This window comes from Paenibacillus canaveralius, from assembly GCF_047238265.1.
Classification (GTDB): domain Bacteria; phylum Bacillota; class Bacilli; order Paenibacillales; family NBRC-103111; genus Paenibacillus_F.
Window position 1 is genome coordinate 4501461 of sequence record NZ_JBDFMM010000001.1, and the last position, 20305, is coordinate 4521765.

General features: G+C 54.0%; 17 protein-coding genes and 1 pseudogene. 8 read left to right on the forward strand and 10 right to left on the reverse strand.

Going from position 1 to position 20305, the window contains the following annotated elements:
- The first annotated feature begins 78 nt into the window (after nucleotides 1-78).
- The 3 genes from ABC395_RS20300 (at nucleotide 79) to ABC395_RS20310 (ending at nucleotide 3810) form a co-directional block, all read left to right on the forward strand.
- Nucleotides 79-597, forward strand: coding sequence for a DUF5317 domain-containing protein (locus ABC395_RS20300; protein WP_413005708.1), 519 nt, complete (start codon nucleotides 79-81; stop codon nucleotides 595-597).
- Nucleotides 584-2596 (forward strand): putative bifunctional diguanylate cyclase/phosphodiesterase, encoded by a 2013-nt coding sequence (locus tag ABC395_RS20305; RefSeq protein ID WP_413005709.1) that lies wholly within the window; start codon nucleotides 584-586, stop codon nucleotides 2594-2596. The genes ABC395_RS20300 and ABC395_RS20305 overlap by 14 nt, the downstream gene beginning before the upstream one ends.
- Nucleotides 2597-2796: 200 nt before the next feature.
- Nucleotides 2797-3810 carry an LLM class flavin-dependent oxidoreductase gene (locus ABC395_RS20310; protein ID WP_413005710.1) on the forward strand — a complete coding sequence of 338 codons (1014 nt, stop codon included), beginning with the start codon at nucleotides 2797-2799 and terminating at the stop codon, nucleotides 3808-3810.
- A gap of 191 nt (nucleotides 3811-4001) precedes the next feature.
- Here the strand turns inward: ABC395_RS20310 and ABC395_RS20315 are convergent, their stop codons facing one another.
- The 5 genes from ABC395_RS20315 to ABC395_RS20335 form a co-directional block, all read right to left on the reverse strand.
- Nucleotides 4002-5207, reverse strand: coding sequence for an S-layer homology domain-containing protein (locus ABC395_RS20315; protein WP_413005711.1), 1206 nt, complete (start codon nucleotides 5205-5207; stop codon nucleotides 4002-4004).
- Nucleotides 5208-5377: 170 nt separating this feature from the next.
- Nucleotides 5378-5926, reverse strand: a complete 549-nt coding sequence (locus tag ABC395_RS20320; RefSeq protein WP_413005712.1) for a hypothetical protein — start codon at nucleotides 5924-5926, stop codon at nucleotides 5378-5380.
- A gap of 116 nt (nucleotides 5927-6042) precedes the next feature.
- Nucleotides 6043-7563 (reverse strand): DEAD/DEAH box helicase, encoded by a 1521-nt coding sequence (locus ABC395_RS20325; RefSeq protein ID WP_413005713.1) that lies wholly within the window; start codon nucleotides 7561-7563, stop codon nucleotides 6043-6045.
- A gap of 155 nt (nucleotides 7564-7718) precedes the next feature.
- Nucleotides 7719-8300 (reverse strand): RNA polymerase sigma factor, encoded by a 582-nt coding sequence (locus tag ABC395_RS20330; RefSeq protein WP_103995838.1) that lies wholly within the window; start codon nucleotides 8298-8300, stop codon nucleotides 7719-7721.
- A 223-nt stretch (nucleotides 8301-8523) separates the two neighbouring features.
- Nucleotides 8524-9444, reverse strand: a complete 921-nt coding sequence (locus tag ABC395_RS20335) for an alpha/beta hydrolase family protein (RefSeq protein WP_413005714.1) — start codon at nucleotides 9442-9444, stop codon at nucleotides 8524-8526.
- Nucleotides 9445-9589: 145 nt separating this feature from the next.
- Between ABC395_RS20335 and ABC395_RS20340 the strand changes: the two genes are divergently transcribed.
- Both ABC395_RS20340 and ABC395_RS20345 read left to right on the forward strand, forming a co-directional pair.
- Nucleotides 9590-9847 (forward strand): DUF2573 family protein, encoded by a 258-nt coding sequence (locus ABC395_RS20340; protein WP_413005715.1) that lies wholly within the window; start codon nucleotides 9590-9592, stop codon nucleotides 9845-9847.
- A gap of 57 nt (nucleotides 9848-9904) precedes the next feature.
- Complete coding sequence (locus ABC395_RS20345) at nucleotides 9905-10153, forward strand: YkuS family protein (protein WP_413005716.1); 249 nt, start codon at nucleotides 9905-9907, stop codon at nucleotides 10151-10153.
- Nucleotides 10154-10254: 101 nt separating this feature from the next.
- Here the strand turns inward: ABC395_RS20345 and ABC395_RS20350 are convergent, their stop codons facing one another.
- The 4 genes from ABC395_RS20350 to ABC395_RS20365 all read right to left on the reverse strand — a co-directional run bounded on the left by ABC395_RS20350 (nucleotide 10255) and on the right by ABC395_RS20365 (nucleotide 16443).
- A complete protein-coding gene (locus ABC395_RS20350; protein ID WP_413005717.1) occupies nucleotides 10255-11031 on the reverse strand; it encodes an SDR family NAD(P)-dependent oxidoreductase in 777 nt (258 codons plus the stop codon).
- Nucleotides 11032-11327: 296 nt separating this feature from the next.
- On the reverse strand, nucleotides 11328-11585 hold the full coding sequence (locus ABC395_RS20355) for an LCI fold-containing protein (RefSeq protein WP_413005718.1): 258 nt from the start codon (nucleotides 11583-11585) through the stop codon (nucleotides 11328-11330).
- Between the two features lie 171 nt (nucleotides 11586-11756).
- On the reverse strand, nucleotides 11757-15758 hold the full coding sequence (locus ABC395_RS20360) for a hybrid sensor histidine kinase/response regulator (RefSeq protein ID WP_413005719.1): 4002 nt from the start codon (nucleotides 15756-15758) through the stop codon (nucleotides 11757-11759).
- Between the two features lie 229 nt (nucleotides 15759-15987).
- The gene (locus tag ABC395_RS20365) at nucleotides 15988-16443 is read right to left on the reverse strand and encodes a chemotaxis protein CheX (RefSeq protein WP_413005720.1); all 456 of its coding nucleotides are present in this window, start codon (nucleotides 16441-16443) and stop codon (nucleotides 15988-15990) included.
- Nucleotides 16444-16847: 404 nt separating this feature from the next.
- Here ABC395_RS20365 and ABC395_RS20370 point away from each other — a divergent pair, with 404 nt between their 5' ends.
- The 3 genes and pseudogenes from ABC395_RS20370 to ABC395_RS20380 all read left to right on the forward strand — a co-directional run bounded on the left by ABC395_RS20370 (nucleotide 16848) and on the right by ABC395_RS20380 (nucleotide 19589).
- Nucleotides 16848-17627, forward strand: coding sequence for a TIGR01457 family HAD-type hydrolase (locus ABC395_RS20370; protein WP_413005721.1), 780 nt, complete (start codon nucleotides 16848-16850; stop codon nucleotides 17625-17627).
- A gap of 240 nt (nucleotides 17628-17867) precedes the next feature.
- A complete protein-coding gene (locus ABC395_RS20375) occupies nucleotides 17868-18770 on the forward strand; it encodes a LysR family transcriptional regulator (RefSeq protein ID WP_103995844.1) in 903 nt (300 codons plus the stop codon).
- An 11-nt stretch (nucleotides 18771-18781) separates the two neighbouring features.
- Nucleotides 18782-19589: pseudogene (locus ABC395_RS20380) on the forward strand (histidinol-phosphatase).
- Between the two features lie 175 nt (nucleotides 19590-19764).
- Here ABC395_RS20380 and ABC395_RS20385 read toward each other — a convergent pair.
- A complete protein-coding gene (locus tag ABC395_RS20385; RefSeq protein ID WP_413005722.1) occupies nucleotides 19765-20082 on the reverse strand; it encodes a hypothetical protein in 318 nt (105 codons plus the stop codon).
- Nucleotides 20083-20305: the final 223 nt, after the last annotated feature.

Consider the following 20305-nt stretch of genomic DNA (forward strand, 5'->3'; position numbering starts at 1 on the left):
CTGGCTTTTCCTTGGGGTCCGTGAGCCACTTAGAGGAACTGGGCTGAGCCTGGTTCTTTTTTTTATTTGGAGGTTAATATGATCTACTTCATCGTTCTGGCTGTCATCATTACCCTTCTTTCAGGACGGAACCCGCTCTCCCTGGTAGAGAAAGTGAACTTCAAACTGCCCTATCTCCTGCTCGGAAGCTTTGCCGCCCAGATCTTGATTTTCACCCTATCGGTCCGGACAAACCGGACGTACCCTTATTGGACGGAAGCGGCCATTTTGGCTGTGCTTCTGTTTTTATGGCTGAACCGGAAAGTTCCCGGCATTCCCCTTATTTTCCTGGGCGCTCTCTGGAACTGGACGGCTCTTGTCATACATGGAGGACTGATGCCCGTATCCGATACGGCGCTGGCATGGGCGGGACTTGCGAGCCTGCCGGAAAACGAACCCCGCCATCAGCTTATGGAGGCGTCCGCTTTCTGGTGGATGGGCGATTGGATTCCGCTTGTGCGAAGAGTAATCAGCATCGGCGATATAGGGATCGGAGCCGGACTCGTCCTGTTTCTGCTCGGAAATACGGTGAAGAGGAGGAAGAATGAAGGACCATAACCCGTTTACATTCGTGCTGTCGGCTTTCGGAATCCTCACCTTGATCACCGCATCGGCTTTTATCGCGCAAAACACTTATGATCTGAAAATTTTGCTGCCTATCGCCGTCATGGTCATCGTCTTTGAAATGATGCCCCTTAAAATGCCCAACGGCACTTACTTCAGCGGCGTCACGATCGGTTTTATTGTTTCTCTTTTTGAAATGGGATTTTTTGCAAGCACTTTCTTTCTTGTTCTGAATACACTTACGTTTTTTACGCTGCATTCCAAGCCTTTTTATAAAATCAGATGGTTCCGCTTCTTCTCCACGCTCGGCATGTACGGCGTCAGTATGCTGGCCGCCTGGGGGACGGGCGTTCTGACGGTTCAGGCCCCTCTGTATGTCAAAATCGTCTGCGTATTTCTCGCGTTCGAGGGCGTGAACCTCCTGCTGAGGCTGGGCATCATGCGTTCGGTCACAGGTACACCCGTTTCCGCAGGCAAAGCCATTTATGAGGCGCGCAGCCTTCAAATCGGCATCCTGATCGCCTCGGTCGTGCTTTATAAAATGCTGAAACAGCCCAGCTACGAGCTTTTCATTTCGGAAATCGTCTTCACGATTATTGCGATCAAGATTATTCATTATTTTGTTTCCGGGTATTTGAAGCAGATCGGTATCATTGAAGAGAGCAACAAGCGCTACAAAAAGATGGCTTATTACGACTCCGTCACCGGTCTGCCCAACCGGGCTCATTTTAACGAACGCTTGACTCAGGACATTGCCGTGGCACGGGAAACGAAAGGCAAAGTCGGGCTGCTTTTTCTCGATCTCGACCAGTTCAAAAATATTAACGACACCATGGGTCACATCAGCGGGGACGCCCTGCTCGTTCAAGTGGCCGGACGGCTGCAAAGCTGTCTCGGGCAGGACCATACGGTATCCAGGCTGGGGGGCGATGAATTTACGATTATCGTGCGGGATATTACGGGGGCGCAGGACTGCGTGCTGGTGGCCGAAACGGTCCTTTCCGCTCTGAAAACGGGCTTTTTCCTGCAAGGTAAAGACATTTATATTACGCCGAGCATCGGCATCAGCCTGTACCCGGACAACGGATACGATTCCGAAACGATCGTGAAAAACGCGGACACCGCCATGTACAGGGCCAAGGAGCTCGGCGGCAACTTGTACTCCATGTTCACCTCCGACCTGGAAGAAAATATCGAGAAGAAACTGATTTTGCAGAGAAATCTACATAAAGCGCTGGAACGCGGGGAATTCCATCTCGTCTATCAGCCCCAGCTCGAGCTGGATACAGGCCAAATTCAAGGCATGGAGGCTCTTGTCCGCTGGAACAACCGCGAGCTTGGCCTCGTGTCTCCCGAAGATTTCATCCCGCTTGCGGAGGAAAGCCGGCAGATTCTTGCGATCGGCGAATGGGTGCTGAGAACAGCCTGCGAGCAAAATAAAGCCTGGCAGAACGAAGGCTTTCCGCCCGTCAGGATGGCCGTTAATTTGTCTTCCATCCAGTTTGAACACGACGAGCTGATTCCTACTATCCGGCGCATACTGGGTGAAACCGGACTGGAAGCCCGGTGGCTGGAGCTGGAAATTACGGAGAGCCTTCTCCTCCGCAATAAAATCAAAACGATGCGTACGCTCAGGCAGCTCAAAGAACTCGGCGTTCACATCGCCATGGACGATTTCGGCGTCGGCTATTCCTCGCTCAGTTACTTGAACTACTATCCGTTCGACCGGCTTAAAATCGACAAGTCCTTCATCCGGCATATGAATGAACGCACGGGAGACGAATGGATCGTCCGTACGGTCATCCAGCTGGCCCACGGCCTCCATATGACGGTCGTTGCGGAGGGCGTCGAGACGGAAGAGCAGCTCGCTTATTTGAAAGAACAGGGCTGCGATTGCATTCAGGGCTTCCTGATCAGCAAACCGCTTGCCCCCTCCCGGCTGAAGGAAAAGATCTGGAAATCCGCCGGAGCGCCGGAACCCCGGCCGGATTAATACGGAAGACCCGCAGGCGGCTGCGGGTCTTTTCAGCGTTGGGGCGTGGCGGGTGCTCCTCCTATGGACGGCGGCATGGACGGGGGACCCGGAAGGCCCCTACGGAACGAAACGGAATTTTGACCTTGGAATGCAAATTTGTTACAGTTAAGATTACAGTTAAACCGTTTTTGTTACAGTTACCCACAAGAGGTGAGCTTATGTTGAAATTGGGAATTCTGGATCAATCGCAAGTAGCCGAAGGCCGGACGGCCTCCGACGCTCTTAAAGAAACGACCCGGCTGGCGCAGGAAGCGGACCGTCTCGGCTTCAGCCGCTACTGGGTTTCGGAGCATCACGCTTCGAAATCACTGGCCCATTCGAGCCCCGAGGTGCTCCTGGCCCATCTCGCGGCGGCGACCTCCCGCATCCGCGTGGGCTCCGGCGGCATTATGCTGCCGCATTACAGCGCCTACAAGGTTGCGGAGAACTTCCGCCTGCTGGAAGCCCTGCACCCGGGCCGGATCGACCTCGGGCTCGGCCGGGCGCCGGGGGGCATGCCGCTGGCGACCCGCGCCCTGCAGGCGGACAAATACGTCAGCATCGACCGGTATCCGGATCAGGTAGCCGATATCGCCGGCTACCTTCACGAGTCGCTGCCTTCCGAGCACCCCTTCGCCGGGCTGCAAGCCTCGCCCTCCATACCGACGGCGCCGGAGGTATGGCTCCTCGGCTCCAGCGGCGAAAGCGCCCGCATAGCCGCCAGACAGGGCGCCGCGTTCGGCTTCGCCCAGTTCTTCGGGAGCCCCGGCGGCGAGGAAGCCATGCGCCACTACAAGAAGCACTTCCAGCCTTCCGTGCTGGGCGACAAGCCCCGTACGCTGGCAGCCGTACTGGCCGTCTGCGCGGACACTGATGAAGAAGCGAATCAGCTCGCTTCGAGCACCGATTTGTACTTCCTGCGCCTGGAACGCGGCCTGGAGCTCGGTTTCTTCCCTTCCGTGGATACGGCGCTGAATTATCCTTACACGGAGTATGACCTGGCCCGCATCAAAGAGCGCCGGGAAAAACGCATCGTCGGCAGCCCCGAGCAGGTCAAGCGTCAGCTTCATGCGGTTGCGGAAGCTTACAGCGCGGATGAGCTGCTGATCGTGTCGCCGATCCACAATTTCGGCGCCCGTCTCCGCTCTTACCGCCTGATCGCCGAAGCTTTCGGCATGAAAGCCGAGGGATAAGAAGGCCGGGCCGCTCGCTTAGTGCGGACTAAAACGGCCGGGCCGACACCGCGCGCCAGAAGCAGTTTGTTCGTGCCGGGCCTTACTCTTGCGGCCTATGCAAACGATTTTCACACGGCGGCCGCACCTTCATAAAAAAAAGCCCGGAGCTTGGGATTCCCCCAAACACCGGGCTTTTTGCCGTGTTTTTTTTATTTAATGACAATCGTCTCGACGACTTTGTCTTTGCCTTTCAGCTCAACCGGAGTCGGCTTAACCAGACGGCTTACGTCGCCTTGAATCACAACGTCGGAAGCTACCTTATACGTTGCTTTGTCCGCATTTCCGTACACCTGATTCGTGACGGTAACCGTAGCGATACGGCCATCTTTATTCAGTGTCATGGAGTCGAACAAGCCGCTCACCTGCAGCGTCCGGTCTTCAACCGCTTTTTTCGTTACTTCGATAAAAACAACGGTGTTGTTGTACGAGCGCAGTCTGACGACATCCCCGTTTTGAAGCTCGGACGCGCTCACTTTGGCGCCGTTGCGGTAAACGAACACTTCGGGATGCAGCGCATACGTCTTCAGCGTGCCGTTCTGATCGAGCACCAGCGTATTCCCGCTTACGGTACCCGTTACTTTGCCGACAGCCGTGGTCTGGTCTTGTCCCGGCATCTGGCTATCCGTACGATCCAGCAGCGCGGCGAGCTGAGCACGGGTTACCGGCATATTCGGACGGAACGTTTTGTCTTCGAAACCGTCGATCAGCCCTTTCTCGATAGCGACGGCTACATAACCGACGGCTCCCGCCGGAATCTGTTTCGCATCCTTGAACGAAAGCTGCGTGTTGACTTTCGCTTTAGCCTCGGCATCCAGCTTCATCGCTTTCACGAGAAGGATAGTCGCCCACAGACGGTCGGCAGGCTTGGACGGCTGAACCATGTCCTCGTTTTCGCCGAACAGATCGTTCTCAAGCGCTACGGCCACGTAACCTACCGCCCAATCGGGAATTTTGTTCGCATCCTTGAAGTTCAGCTTCGTCTGCTTCTCTTCGTTAGATTCCGCTTTATCGCGCAGGCCCATCAGGCGGACGGCAGCCGTAATGGCTTCAATACGGGTAACCGTGTTCCGCGGTTTGAACGAACCGTCTTCATACCCTTCAAAAACACGCTTCGAAGAAAGGCTGGCAATATTTTTCAGCGCCCACTCCACATCCGAACCCTTCAAATCGTCGAACGTAATCCGGAAATCGAAAGAGCCGTGTACGCCTCCGTTTTTGCCTTCTTTCCAGTCTTTATCCTTATCGTGGTCCTTATCCTTGCCGTTTCCGTTAGCGAAAGCGGCAGTGCCTCCGCCCATTGCCATAGCGAGTACGAGCGTGGATAGAACGGTTTTTTTCATGTTAAGTTTTTTCATCGGAAAACTCTCCTTTGTGCGTGTGGGAATCAGCCCCGGCCCGGGCTGGATGAACCGGCAACTCTTCGCGAAGTATTACGGTTTACACTATAGCAATTCTGGCGGTCTCGGCTTTTTAGGGGGGTCCGTTTCTAGAGCAGCCGGTAAAATGATGAAAAAAAAGTCCCACTCTACCTGAGAGTGAGACCGATCACGATATATTCGGGATCAAAACGGACTTCCTTGATATGCACGAGAGAAGGCAAATACGAATCCAGCGAAATCGCTGCGGGCGCGATAGAAACCAATCCCTGCGGCACTTGGAAACTCCGGATATGCGTATCCGTATGCGTTACGGTCAGTTCCTTGCCTGTCCAGGCCAGTTTAAACGTCATTTGCGCCCCGACCGGAACGGTATTTTTCCAAAGCAGATTCACATCCGCGGTCAGATTGTCGCCGTTTCGCGTAAAGTCGGCTCCGGTTATCGTTACATCGGGAGATACCCGTGCATGTTTGGCGATCGCCTTTTTGCCGAGCTGATTGAGTTCTTCATCGGATAAACGGACCTCGGGCTTCTTGCTCCGGATAATATCCACCAGCTGGCTTTCCAGCGATATATCGGTATACGCCAGATGGAGCTGCTGCTGCGGTTTGATATACGTCAACAAACCCCAAGCCGCCAGCCCCGCCGCAACGGCCAGGACGAGCAGAACTACGATGATGCGCCGAATGATTTTCACGTTGATTCCCTCCTTGCCGTAATAACGCGTACCCTCTATTTACCCTTCGGACCCCAAATGAAAAAGCCGGTTCAACCGAACCGGCCTGGAGTCTGATACGCGTGCCGCGGCTCCTGTTATTTCCCGTCGCCGTCTCTTTTGGCTTTCAGCCATTTCGGTGCGCCTTTGTTTTTGCGGTCCTGGGCGGTCTCCTGCTTGCGGGCGGCCTTGCGCGAGGCCGGCTGCTGCGCGGAGCTTCCGCGCGCCGCTCCCCCGTGTCCCTCGGCCCCACCGCTCCGGGCGGCTCCGCCCGCGCTGCCGCGTCCCGCCGGCGAGCCGCTGCGGCCGCTTTCCCCGCGGCGGTCCGCGGAAAGCCGCTCCCCGCCCGCGCCGGAGGCTCCGCCCCGGCGTGCTCCCGCTTCGGCGCCGGTTGCGCTGCGGGCCGTGCCCGCAGCGCGGTCTGCCCCGCCGCCCGCGTCATCGCGGCGCGGTGCGCCGCGGAAGCCGCTGCGCGGGCCTTGGCCGGCGTCGACCACCCGGCCCTCGTACATCTCCTTCTCGTCGATGGAGATGCGCAGAGCTTTGCGGAACTTATCGATGATGAACCGCTCCTTCGGAGCGACGATCGAGATCACGGTTCCGCTGCGGCCCATTCTTCCGGTACGTCCTGCACGGTGCAGGTAGTACTCGGCGTTAAGCGGCATGTCCAGGTTGATGACGTGCGTCACTTCCTCGATGTCGAGCCCGCGGGCCGCGACATCGGTAGCCAGCAGCAGCTGGAACTTGCCTTCGCGGAACGACTGCATGACGTTCGCCCGCTGCTGCTTGCCGGCCTCGCCGTAGAGCGCCTCCACGGACAAGCCGAGGTGCTGCAGCTTTGATACGACTTCGGACACGTCTGCCGTCGCATTGACGAACACCATCGCTTTAGGCGGTTCGTACAGGCGGACGATCCGGCGGAGCGTGTCGATTTTATTGCGGGCTTCGCAGTTAAAAGCGAGATGCTCCAGCGTGGAAGCCGTACGCTGGTCGGGATTGATGCGGATCTCGGCGGGATCGTTCATCAGGCTTTCCGCCGCTTGTCCGATCTCGGCCGGAATGGTCGCCGAGAAGAACAGCGACTGCGACGAGCGCTGCAGAGCTTTAAAGATCGCGTAAACTTCTTTCATGGAGCCCAGCTCCAGCACGTGGTCGACTTCATCCACGACAAGCGTGGATACATGATGCACATTCAGTTTACGAGCCTTGATCAGCTCGTTGATGCGGCCCGGAGTTCCGATAATCAGATGCGGAGAGCCCTTCTTAAGCTTCTCCACCTGCCGGGCAAGAGCCGCTCCTCCGATCAGAGCCTGGCACTTGATGGGACCGTCGCCGATCAGATCTTCCGCCACGCGCAAAATCTGCATGCCGAGTTCCCGTGTCGGAACGATGATGGCCGCCTGGACATGCTTCGCGTTCACATCGATCCGCTGCAGGGCCGGAAGCAGGAAGGCGAGCGTTTTGCCCGTTCCCGTTTGCGACTGCACAATAGCGTCCCGTCCCGTAAGAATGAGCGGGATCGCCTCGGCCTGAACGGCCGTCGGTTTGGCTATCCCCCGTTCCTTCAACTTTTCCGCCCAGACGGGGGCGATTTGCAGCTGTTCAAAATTGTCGTACATGAAGAACCTCTTTTCTGTATACCGTTGTTGTTTGTCTACATTATACGCGAGGAAGCTCCCGGTAACAAACCGGAATCACGCCAAAAAAGGATGGGCTGCGGGGCTTGACCGCTTTTCCCACCCCTTAACGGGTAGTATTGGCCTGTGTGAAGCGCTTATTTAAGAAAATCCCATTCTTCCAAAAGCATTTGCCGGATCGCTTCGCGCGCACGGTACAGACGCTGCCGGATGACGCCTTCCGTCACGTTCATCTCCTCGGCCATTTCCTTGTAGGACATGTTCTGAACGACTTTCATGGCCAGAATCTGCCGGTAAGCGGGGCTGAGCTGGTTCACATAATGGCTTATCGCTTCCTGCATGATCTTCAGTTCAACCTCCTTCTCCAGCGGTGTGCTGCCGGCCTCGTAGGCCGGGGCGGTTTCCCTTAGCGTCAGCGTAATCTCCGAATCCAGTTCGTTGCGATTGCGTTTATGCTTCTGCAAGTAGTTAAGCGTCACGTTGCGCGTCAGCTTCTTCAGCCAGCTCTCATATTTCTCCGTTTCTTTCAACTGAGGAGCCTTGTCGATCGCGCGGAGAAACGATTCCTGAATAATATCCTCGACCAGATTGTGATCTTGCAGGATAAAATAAATGGTCGGATAGACCATGACATGGAATTCTTTATATATTTTTTCCTGGAGACTTTTATCCAGGTGGAAGTAATTCGATGTAAACAAATGAATCATGTACTTTGACATGAGACATCCCCCTTATGTAAACCATTCCTAAAACTCATATTAGGCTATAGCGAGGGAGTTAACAATATTAAACAGCAAAAAAAATCATTATATTTACAGAAAAAGCTTACATTTCTATCCAAACCTGCTTCTAAGTCTCATTTCGTATATATACAAGCGGGATAACGCCATTTTCAGCTCTCAAAATGGAGGTTTTTTTCTATTTTGAACTAGAAAATTTAAACTAATTTTCTTCTTTTTTACTCTTCTTCCCTTCTATTTCAGTTCTTTTTTGCTCCATCCAGCGGAATACCTCGTCCAGCGCCACTTCGTCCATTTCCTTCGGAAAACGGTGTTCAAGCCCTTCGTAAATAAGCATGGTGTGATCTTTGCCCGCATGTTCAAGGGCGGCGGCCAGCTTGTAAGCATGCGAAACTTTTACCTGAGGATCGGCCGTTCCGTGCACGATCAGCACGGGAGACTCGATAAGGTCGGCCCATCTGGCCGGCGACCTGCGGATATATTCATCGGCCTGCTTGAGGGGATGGCCGACTACCCGTTTGAGCATGCGCCGCAGGTCGACCCGCTCCTCATATGTGTCGTGAAGGTCGCTGACGCCGCCCCATACGACGACAGGGCCGACTTCCTCGCAGTCTCTGGCGGCCAGCAGCGCCATCAGGGCGCCGCGGGAGAAGCCGATCAGAGAGACCGGTACGGAAGCGACCTCGGGCAGATCCCGCAGCATCAGCAGCCCGTGATACACATCGTACCGGTCCTCACCGGCAAAGTCCTCGCGTCCTTCTCCCCCTTCGTTGCCGCGGTAGAAAGGCGCGAAGACTACGTAGCCCCGCCGCGCCATCGAAACGATCCGGCGGATACGTACCATCCCGACACGCCGGATGCCTCCCCGGCAGTAGACGACGGCCGGCAGCGGCTCCGCGTGCTCGGGTACGGCCAGGTATCCTTTCACGCGAAGTCCCTGGGCCGCATACGTCACAACGTACAGCGACACGTTTCTCGCGTGCCGGGACAACAGCTCCTTCTCCAGGAGCTGGCCGTCTTTAAGGGTTCCCGCTTCGCTTCCGCCTGCCGCGCGCACGGCAGGCGAGAGGGTGACTGGCGAGAGGGTGCTGATTTTTTTACCCGATTGAATGGATTCCGACATGTTTGTACAGCCTCCTTGTATGTAAACGTCGTGATTGCAAGAATGAACAGATGCGGATGCGGTTGCCCCGCGGAGGAAACTTTACAGTCCCCCTGGCTTCCGATAGACTGGAAGTATCTTATTTTCATACGGAAGGAATGATCTTATGAGTCAAGAATTCGAAAACGAGTTTAACGCCCTCGTATCCAAAGCGGCCGAGCTGTTGACCGGAGACGATTCCTCCGAAATGACCGAGAAAATAAAAATCTGGGCCATCTATCAACACTTACATAAAGCGATGCCCGCCCTGACGAATCACTGGAACGGCTCGCATCCCGAAGCCAAAGCGCAAATGCGGGCGATTTTCGAGGAAATACGCGATCTCAACGAACGGCAGAAAGCGAGCCGGGGCAAGCCTGAATAAGATTCCGTCCGCACAGCCACAATAAGCCGGAGATCCCTTATAAAGGAGCGAAGGCATATGTCTAAAATCGCAGTAGAAGACACCTTGTCCAGTGTCAAGCAGGCCCTGCAGAGCAGCGGCTACGAAGTTACCTCGTTAAATCAGGCGGACGGAGCGTCCTGCGTGGTTATTTCCGGTTTGGACCAGAACGTGATGGGCTTTGCGGACGCCGTCACCTCCGCTTCCGTCATCAACGCTCACGGTTTGACGGACGAAGAAATCGTTCAGGAAGTAAGCAGAACGACCGGTCAAAATCAAGGTTTCTGACCGGAGCGGCCGGTTCCCGTTTTTCCCGCAAGTTTTGCCTCACCAAACAACGGATTAAAAAAGCGATTCTCCTTCTCGGGAGAGCCGCTTTTTTTCTTGGCTTATTTCTTGTTCAGCATACGCTGCGCGGTTTTATCCAGCAGGCGGGGAAACAGCGAATACAGTTTCGTGCCTACTCCCGCTATAAAAGGTAGGTCGATCTCCGCTTTGTCTTTCTCGACCGCGCGAATAATCGCCCCGGCCACCTTCTCGGGCTTCAGCATAAACCAGCTGATGTTCTTGACGTAGTTCCCTGTCGGGTCCGCCCGTTCGAAGAACGGGGTATCGATCGGGCCCGGGTTGACGGCGCTCAGCCGGACGCCCGTGCCGGCCAGCTCCTGGCGCAGCGAGTTAGTCAGGCCGAGCACGGCGTGCTTGGTGGCGGAATATCCGGACGATTTCGCCGATCCGATTTTGCCGGCCATGGAAGCGATGTTGACGATGTGGCCCGAGCCCGATGCGATCATAGCCGGGAGAACCGCTTTCGTGCAGCGGACGATGCCCAGGTAATTCACGTCCATCATCTCTTCGAACTGCTCCAGCGGCGTGTCCACAAACCGTTCGAATATGCCGAATCCCGCGTTGTTGATGAGAACGTCGATCCGGCCGTATTTCGCCGTAACTTCGGCGAATACCCGGTTCACTTCGACGGTGTCCTGTACATCGAGCCGGTACACGCCGCACTGCCCGCCGATCTCCGCCGCCAGCTCTTCCAGCTTGTCCCGTGACCGTGCCATAAGGACGGGCACGGCTCCGCGCTGCGCCAACGCCCGCGCGGTCTGCGCGCCGATTCCGCTGGAAGCTCCGGTGATGACGACTATTTTGCCTTCAATATTCATGGATGTGCTTCTTCCCCTTCCGGTGACGCTTGTAGGCTTAGTATACCTTACGCGGCATTTCTTCACCAGGCTGGGGCGGGCGGGATGGACTTTATTCCGCTGTGTTTACTGAGAGCGGCGCTTGAGTCCCGTGCGGCGGGTCGGAGAGGGCTGGAACCGTTCACACCCACCGCCGAGATCTTAACCTGGCGCATAAAAAAATTCCCTTTGAAGTCAACAGCGAAAGTTACACTGTTTATTCAAAGGGAATTTTGGGGTTACTCTTTCGGGATTACTTTCGTTAGAACAGGCAGGTATTAAACGTTAGCTTCGTAATGACCGATATAATAGCCGCCCGAGTACGAAATGCTTTTCAGGTACCAGGTAATTCCGTTTTCCGTGAAGGAGTTGGCAAAAACGTTTTCCGTTTTTACAACATCACGTTTAATGATGGCTTTAGGCGTTACGCTGGATGCAACGGCGTTCGGGGCGACCGTGCTTGCAAAAGCGGGTGCGGCGGAAACCAACAGCGACAGGGCGAGTACGGAACTTGTTGCGACTTTTTTGAAATTCATGATTAACACTCCTTCAAAATGGTTTTTTGTGGTACATGCCAAGCGTAGCATCCGTTTCGGGGGCCGCATAACTACCTTTTTGCGTTTGGAAGGCCTACTAATTTGGAATTGGTAGGTGGCGGACATAAAAAAACTACCCGCTATGGGGGTAGTTTTGCGCCCGGCGGGCACTTACACATCGAGCAGACCTTTCTGCGCCGCTTTTCTCGCAGCCTCGAACCGGCTTGCGGCGCCCGTTTTCTTTAGAATGGAATTCACGTGGTTTGTAATCGTTCTTTCCGTGATGTTCAGTTCTTTCTCAATCTGCGAATTTGTCAGACCCTGATGAATATAACGGAGAATACGGGTTTCCTGCTTGGTGAGCAGAGGCTTCTGCATCTTCTTAAGCTGCAAGTGAGCGTCGATCCGGGATAACAGCTCTTGTCTGGTGAACGGCTTCGTCACGTAATCGTTGGCTCCCGCCTCGTACCCGGCCGCCATATCCGCCGCCATGCCTTTGGCCGAGATCAGAATGACGGGCAGCTCGTGAAGGGTAAATTGTTCACGGATTTTTTTACAAACGTCATAGCCGGATTTAGAAGGAAGCACCACATCGAGCAAAACAAGATCGAACCTCGACGATTCGATGCGGGATAAAGCCTGCTCGCCGTCGGTCGCCAGCGTCAGATTATACAGAGGAGACAAATGATTAATCAGTACTTGCAGAATAACCGGCTCGTCGTCGACAAGCAGCAGGGAAGCCCGGTCTCCCGTCTCCGCCGGCAGCAGGATTTCAAGACTTTCTCCTTTGAAGTCAAGAGGATTGATTTCCGGCGGATTCTCCTGACCGCAGGCGGTCTCCGCTTGGACGGGAACGGAACCCGCATAAAGCGGAATGGAGAACGTAAAGACGGAGCCTTCTCCAAGCACCGAAGAAACCCTGAGGTCCCCGCCATGCAGAGCAATCAGCTCTTTCGATATGGCAAGTCCCAAACCGAGCCCGTCCGAAGGGATGAGACCGGAATGGCGGTCCTGCTCGAACGCGTCGAAGATGGCAGGCAGACTTCCCTCCGGAATACCCGGGCCCGTATCGGTTACGGAGATGTCCAGGTAGGCCCCTCGGACGGCCGCCGATACCTCAATGCGTCCCTCTTCCGTGAATTTGATCGCGTTGCCGATCAGATTGTACATCACCTGCTGAAGACGATCTCCGTCTCCCATGACAAGCGGGAGGTCTTCCGGCAGCCTATTCAGAAGCTTCACCGGCTTCTGTTTCAGCAGAGGGACAGCGAATGAAACGACGGTATCGGCAATCCATTTCATGGAGGTCGGTTCAAGCTGGAGAGTCATCTGCTCGTGCTTGATTTTGGAAAGATCCATGACCTCTTCCACCAGATGGGATAGTCTTTGGGCGCTTCTTAAGATCAGCGATAAGTTTGCGGTCGTCAGGTCGTCTTTCTCCATCTTCTGCCCGTAGTCCAGAAGCGATTCGGACATGCCGATAATCCCCTGGAGCGGGGTCCGCAGCTCATGAGACGTTTTCTCCAGAAATTCGTCCTTTAACTGGTCGAGCTTAGTCAGCTCGCTGTTCAGCAGCCGCTCTCTTTCCAGCTCCTGTTCCCTGATTTCCAGCTCCTTCTTCTGCATAGCCATTTTGGCTTCCTGCCGTTTCGTTCGCTTCCTTGTCCAGGCGGAGTAGCCCAATGCGGCGGTAACGGCGTAGAGCGAGTAGGCCCACCAGGTTTTCCAGGGCGGCGTTTCCACCGTAAGGGTAAAAGATGCCGTTTTTCCGCTCCACAAGCCGTCGCTGTTCGTTCCTTTCACATGGAGGGTATACGTGCCGGGCTCCAGATTGGTGTAGCTGGCAAAGCGGCGGCGGCCCGCCGGAACCCAATCCGGGTCGAAACCTTCGAGCCGGTAGGCGTACTGGTTATTTTCCGGATTCGTATAATCGAGCGAGGAGAACTCGAACGAGACGGTCCTGGTCTGATAAGGCAGGGTGACGGGGCCCCCCGCTTCGACAGCCGTTCCGGGCTGGAAAATCTGTCTTCCGGGAACGTCGAATCGGGTAATGCGTACCGGCGGCTGATACGTATTACTCTCGATAAGACGGGGCCGGAACAAATTGAAGCCGTTGACCCCGCCGAAAACCATCATCTCGTCATCCGCCTTTATAAACTTAAAGAAAGCGTTCGCATTAAATTCATTGCTCTGTAATCCGTGACTGCTGTCATAATTGGAGAAGGTTTCGCGGTCCGGATCGAATTTGGACAAGCCCCGGTTTGTGCTCAGCCACAAATTCCCCTCCCGGTCTTCCAGGATACCGTATACGGTATTGTTGGCGAGCCCGTTTTTTTCCGTATAATGAACGTAATGGTCGGTCGAAGTCTTGTAGCGCAGAAATCCCGAGCCGAACGTCGCTATCCAGATCGTGCCGTCGGACGCTTCTAGAATGGAACGGATCCGCGGTTTGTCCGTAGTCGCCGCTAACGGCGGGATGTTCATTTTAACGCTCATACTGTCTTTCATCCGGAATAATCCCTCGTTCGTTCCGATCCACAGATTGCCGGAAGAATCCTCCAGCAGCGATGTGATCCAGACACTTGCAGCTTGCTCACCGTCCGATGGGACGGGAACGGACTGGAGACGGGTGCGGGAAGCGTCCAATTTGCCCAGTCCGTGCGAATAGGTCCCGATCCACAATTGGGACTGCTTATCCTCATACAAGAAACGGATGCGTTCGTCCTTCAATCCGCCCAGCAGCTCCAGTTGAAACCGGTTAAACCGCTCCGAATGCCGGTCAAACAAGAATAAACCTCCGTCGCCTCCGGCCCAAATATTCCCCTGCGCATCCTTTATAATACTGCGGACGGTGCCGGCACCATCTAATCCGGCCACCTCCTTCGAGTTCCCCTGTGCCTTACCTGCTGAAGCATCGCCCTCATTCTCCGCGGCTCCCGTTCCCCAGACAGGATGAATCTCGATGCCCTTATCTGTTCCTACCCATACACGGTCCAGCGCATCCACATACAGGCTCCATACGCCGCTTCCGTCCAGATTATCGATTCTTCCCTGTGAAAACATGCCGGGCTTCGCTTTGTTAATGCCCTGGTCTCTCGTTCCGATCCACAGGGATCCCGATGCGTCTTCAAAAATGGAAAACACCCAGTTGCCGCTTAAACTTTCCGGTTCCTTCGGATTGTGCCGGTAAGAATAAAAAGCATCCTTGCTGCGGACATACAGGCTCAGTCCTTCCGTCGTGCCGATCCACAATTGGCGGCTCGAATCTTCGTAGATGCTGGTGATTTCATTTCCTGGAAGCGCCCCGCTTGCGCCGGTGCTTCCGTAATGTGTATAGATCTTGCCGTTCGGATCGTACCGGTCCAGTCCTTCGTCGGTTCCGATCCAGATGTACCCGTCCGAGGCGCGGTGAACAAATTTAACACTATCGTTAACGAGCGACTGTCCTACGCCAGGAATATGACGATAGGAGACGAACCGCTCCTTCTCCGGATCGAACTGCATGACCCCCGCATTTTCGGTCCCGATCCAGATGCTGCCGTCGGGTGACGTCGTCATACTGCTTATGCGGGCCGGCATCGGTCCGCCGGAGTCTGCGGCCGTCAGATCGTAGACCTTGAACTCATTCGATTCCGGATCCAGCAGGTTGAGTCCGCCGTCTTTGGTCACGATCCAGATTCTCCCCCGCGCATCTTCTTTAATCGACTTTATGGAGTCCGAACTGAGACGGTTCGGCTGTCCCGAATCGCTCCTGTAACGGTTGAATTTCCCGGAAGCGGCATCATAGCGGTTTACTCCGCCGTTGTAGGTCCCGACCCAGAGATTCCCCTTAGAGTCGACAAAAAGGTCCGTGACCCAATTGTCCGATAACGAGTCGGGATCGTTCATGTCGTTTTTGTAAATAACAAACGAATACCCGTCATACCGGTTAAGACCGTCCTGCGTGCCGAACCATAGAAAACCCGAAGGATCCTGGACGATGTCGATAATGCTGTTCTGGGACAACCCCTGATTAATGGTAAGGTTTTGGAATCGCAGCGGGTAAGACAAGGCTGTGGTGTCGGGGGGCGGCTCGGCCTTCGTTACGTAAAGGGAGGAGAGCACAGCTACGCCAAGGGTAAGGAGCAATCCCGTTTTGATAAAAAGCGCATAATAGTAGCCGAAATTCAGCATGCTTGACTTAGCGGACCCCCTTCCATAAAAAGCTGAACGATGCTTTGCCTTCACCATAGTACTTATTTACTTATATTGTCAAATATGTAATTGATGATTATAAAATTTCGTAGAATTTGGCTTACAAATGGGCCGCTCCCTCTTCTCCATCCCGCGAAAAAAGGAATCAAAAAAAGACTGCTTCTATAGAAGCAGTCTAATCGCGGTTCTCCGGCTTGGTCCGGTTAATCTAAGCGAGCAGAACCTGAATATCCAATTCTCCGATTCCGTCCATGAGCAGAGGAACCGTCAGCGCCTTCAATGCATCCACCTCATGGATGTCTCCCGTGACGACCTTGGGGGGCGTAATGTCAACCTTGATGCCCTGATTGTACAAGATCGTGCTGGCATTGCCGCTGATCATGTTTCCGAGCTCGGAAATCGCGCTGTGTCCCATTTCGTCCAGTTCGGTCAAAATAAATCCGCCCATCATAGCGGAAACCATCCGCAGTGCCGTTGACTCTTCAAAGCCGAAGCGTATGTTTCCCTGCATTTGACCGGTCATACCGATTTGTATCCATACATAACGTTCGATAAAGTAAATATCTTTGACAGACAATTTACCGGTAGTCGGACGCACGTTCGCCACTTGTTCGATAACAAGCCGCGCGGATTCCAGAAAAGGATTGATGTATTCCGCTTTCATGTGCTCTTTAACCCCTTTACCAACATATAGGAACAACAAATTGATTTCACGAGGTGATAAAACCGTCCCTCCGGTTTAGGCACTCATGTCGGATTTTTCACGAACCAACTTACACATTTTTCTACATTATATAGTAAAATTCTTTGTCCGTATACTTCTTTTGTCCTATTTTATCCATGTCAGCTTTGAGACTTTCTTATCATTGGACCTATAAAGCGGAGGCAATCGGGAAAGGAATCAAGCGGCGGTCCTACTTGCCCATTCCCGTGGTTTCACCATGTGGGTCCGAAGCGAATCGGTCATTTACCGGATTAGACGCCGCCGAACCGTTTTGCACGTCAGAAATGACCGCGCTTGTGAGGAAGCATTCCGTTTGGTACGATTAAAGGTGAGGTGACCAAAACATGCACGGATTTTTGATTGATTTGGACGGCACATTATACAAAGGGAACGAAGCCATACCCGGCGCCAAGGAGTTTGTGGAGCTGCTCAACGAGAACGGGCTTCCTTATCTTCTTGTAACCAACAATTCGTCCCGCTCGCCGGAACAGGTAGCCGGTCATTTGAACGCAATGGGCATAGAAATCGGCCCCGACCGCGTGTACACGACGGCCATGGCATCCGTCCAGTATTTGCTGGAACACGGAAGCGGAAAGCGCGTTTTCTGCATCGGCGAAGAAGGACTGCGGAACGCTCTGCAGGAAGCGGGATTCGAGCTCACCGAGAAGGAACCGGACTATGTCGTTCAGGGTATCGACCGGCAGCTCACCTACGACAAGCTGGCATCGGCGGTCAGGCATCTGCTCGGCGGCGCCCGGTATATCCTGACGAATCCCGACCACCTGCTTCCGTCCGACGGGGGCCTGATTCCCGGAGCCGGCTCCATCGGTGCCCTCATCCGGACCGCTTCCGGTGCCAACCCGGTCGTCATCGGCAAGCCCTCGCCGGTTATTATGAACTATGCTTTGGCCCGTCTGGGGCTGCAGGCAAAAGACACGTGGGTGATCGGCGACAATACCGCGACGGACATCGGCGGGGGGATAGCGGCCGGCTGCCGGACTGCCCTCGTGCTTACAGGTCTTGCCACAGAGACGAACGTTCAAGAACAGATTTCGAAGTCCGGGAACGAACCGGATCTGATTTGCCGCGACCTGCCTCATTTATGGAACAGCCTCATGAAATAATCCGGCCCAATGCCGGTAAGTAACGGAATCTTAGCTATGTGAAGCGGACTTTCTTCCGAGGAAGGATGCCCGTTTCCCCCTCATTCGTCAAACACGGTCTACCTGATCGTACGCCGACTTCATTGTCATTTATTTACAAACGTTCGTTGAACTCTCCCCGGCGATCCTTTATAATAAAACTAAATTTAAGTTATCTCGTTACATGTTTCGATAAATTTTACTTATATCGGAGGGCTGCCCATGAATCTCAATCAATTGGAGACGCTCATCACGATTTCCAAGACGATGAGTTTCCGTAAGGCAGGCGAACTTCTCAACCTGACGCAGCCGGCCGTTTCTGCGCAGATTAGAAGCTTGGAAGAAGAGTTCGGGACGATTCTGATCGACCGCAACCAGCCTGTAACGCTGACGGACAGCGGCAAGCTGTTTCTGGAGCATGCCGAAAGAATCCTCCGCACCGTCGAGGATTTGAAGCAGCGGCTGGCCGATCTGAGCCAGACTCCCCAGGGCCATATCCATATCGGGACGACCACGTCCATTGCCATGCAAATTTTACCGCGGGTTCTGTTTTATTTTCAGGACCAGTTCCCTTTAATCAAAACCACCATTCATTCCATGACCTCTTCGCAAATTATGGCCAGTGTCGACAACGGCAGTGTAGATATCGGCATTTCATATCTCTACGAAAAATATCCGTCTTTGGAAGCTTCCGTCCTGTACTACGACACGTTCGAGCTCATCGTCTCCACCAGTCACCCGCTCAGCCGGTACGCACATATTTCCATCGAGAAGCTGCGTAATCTGCCCTTTATCATGCTGTCGCCGGAAACGGCGGGACGCCGGTTCGTGGACCAGGTGTTCAAGACATACGATATCAACCCGCAAATCGTTATGGAGCTGTCCAGCAGCGAAGAAGTCAAACGGATGGTGGAACTGAATCTCGGCGCCGCCATCATCTCCAAGTTGTCTGTCGTCAACGATCTCGACCACGGAACACTGAAAATGGTGAAAGTAGACGAGCTCGATATCACTCATCCCGTCGGTGTTGTGTACAAATCCGGCCGCTATCTCAACTCCGCGATGCACCAGTTCCTGCAGGATTTGAAAGGAATGCCGGAAACTCAATTTCTCGGTTCCGAATAGGAGGGCTACTAATGAAATTCGATCTTCATACGCACAACGAAAGATGCGGGCACGCAACGGGGACCATTCGTCACTACGTAGACGCGGCGGTTGAAGCGGGCTTGTCCGTGATCGGCATTTCGGATCACTCCCCTTATTTTTACAGCGAGCAGGACCAGTTGTTTCCCGGGATCGCCATGGGCAAAAGCGCCTTTGCCGCCTATGTGGATGAAGTGCTGAGCCTGAAGAAAGAATACGCGGGCACAATCGAAGTGCTGCTGGGCGTCGAATCCGACTTTTTCCCGGAGCATCTGGACTTGTACCGCTCCATGTATGAGAAATTCCCGTTCGACTATATTATCGGATCGGTCCACTTGTCCGGAGGCGTCAGCATTTTCAACAAGAACCGGTGGAAAGGGCTTGACGAAGCCCAGCATGTCGTCCATAAAGAAACTTACTATGATCTCATCCAGCAGTCGGCCCGGGCCGGATTGTTTCAGATACTGGGTCATATCGACGCGATGAAAGGATTCTATCCCGCCTTCTCGGACATCCCCACTCCCAAAGTGGACGAAACTCTGAAAGTCATCGCGGAAGAGGACGTGGCGATTGAAATCAACACCTCAGGCAAAACCAAAACCGTCGGCGGCTGGTATCCGTCCGATCTTATACTGGAACGAGCCCTTCATTACGGGGTAAAAGTCACTTTCGGCTCGGACGCCCATGTTCCTCAGCGTGTCGGCGACGATTTCGAGACTGGTAAGCAAACGCTTGAAAGAAATCGGCTTTAAAGAATGGTGTTTCTTCCGCAATAAAGAGCGGGTTCTCGTCTCCCTGTAACACTCTCCTTATTAAAAAAACAAAAAGAAACCGGCCCTCAAACGGCCGGTTTCTTTTTTGATTTCGAAGCTTAGTTTGCTTGAGCATTCCACTTAACGGAAGCAGTTGAAAAAACGCTCTACCTGCATGAAGCCTCAGCCGTCTGCTTTTGAACCGTTATCAGACAGTAACGAAATTACTGGAAGCGGTAATCGGCGGAATTGTTATTTTGCTGAGAGTAGATAGCGGTATTGTTGAAAGATTGCTCCAGCTGCCCGCAAATTTGCGACACGTGCTGCATTTGCTGGACGGCACGGCTGTGGCCTTGAAGAGCCGTTTGGATAATCTGGCTGGCTTGACGCTCTCTTTGGGCAAGCTGTTCCAGCTGCTGGGCGTTCTGCTGCTCTTGTTGAAGCAGCTGCTGATATACGGCACTTGCCTGCTGGGTTTGCTGGATAAGCTGTTGAACCGTTTGCTGACAGTGCTGCAGCTGTTGATTGTAATTGTTATACATCGTGTAGTCCCTCCGGTAACGTAGTTTGGGCGCCTTCTCGGACTGCCTGGAATAGCTTCCCCTCCCTACCGAAGATCATGCAGGAAAAAAGCGTCTCAATATCAGAGACAACTTCAAATCAGCGTGCTCATTATGAGGCTACCGGACGTTATTGTTAGAGGAAAAAAGGTTTCCGGACAAAAAAAGCAGGCTTACCAACGGGGTAAGCCTGAAACGTTGTATA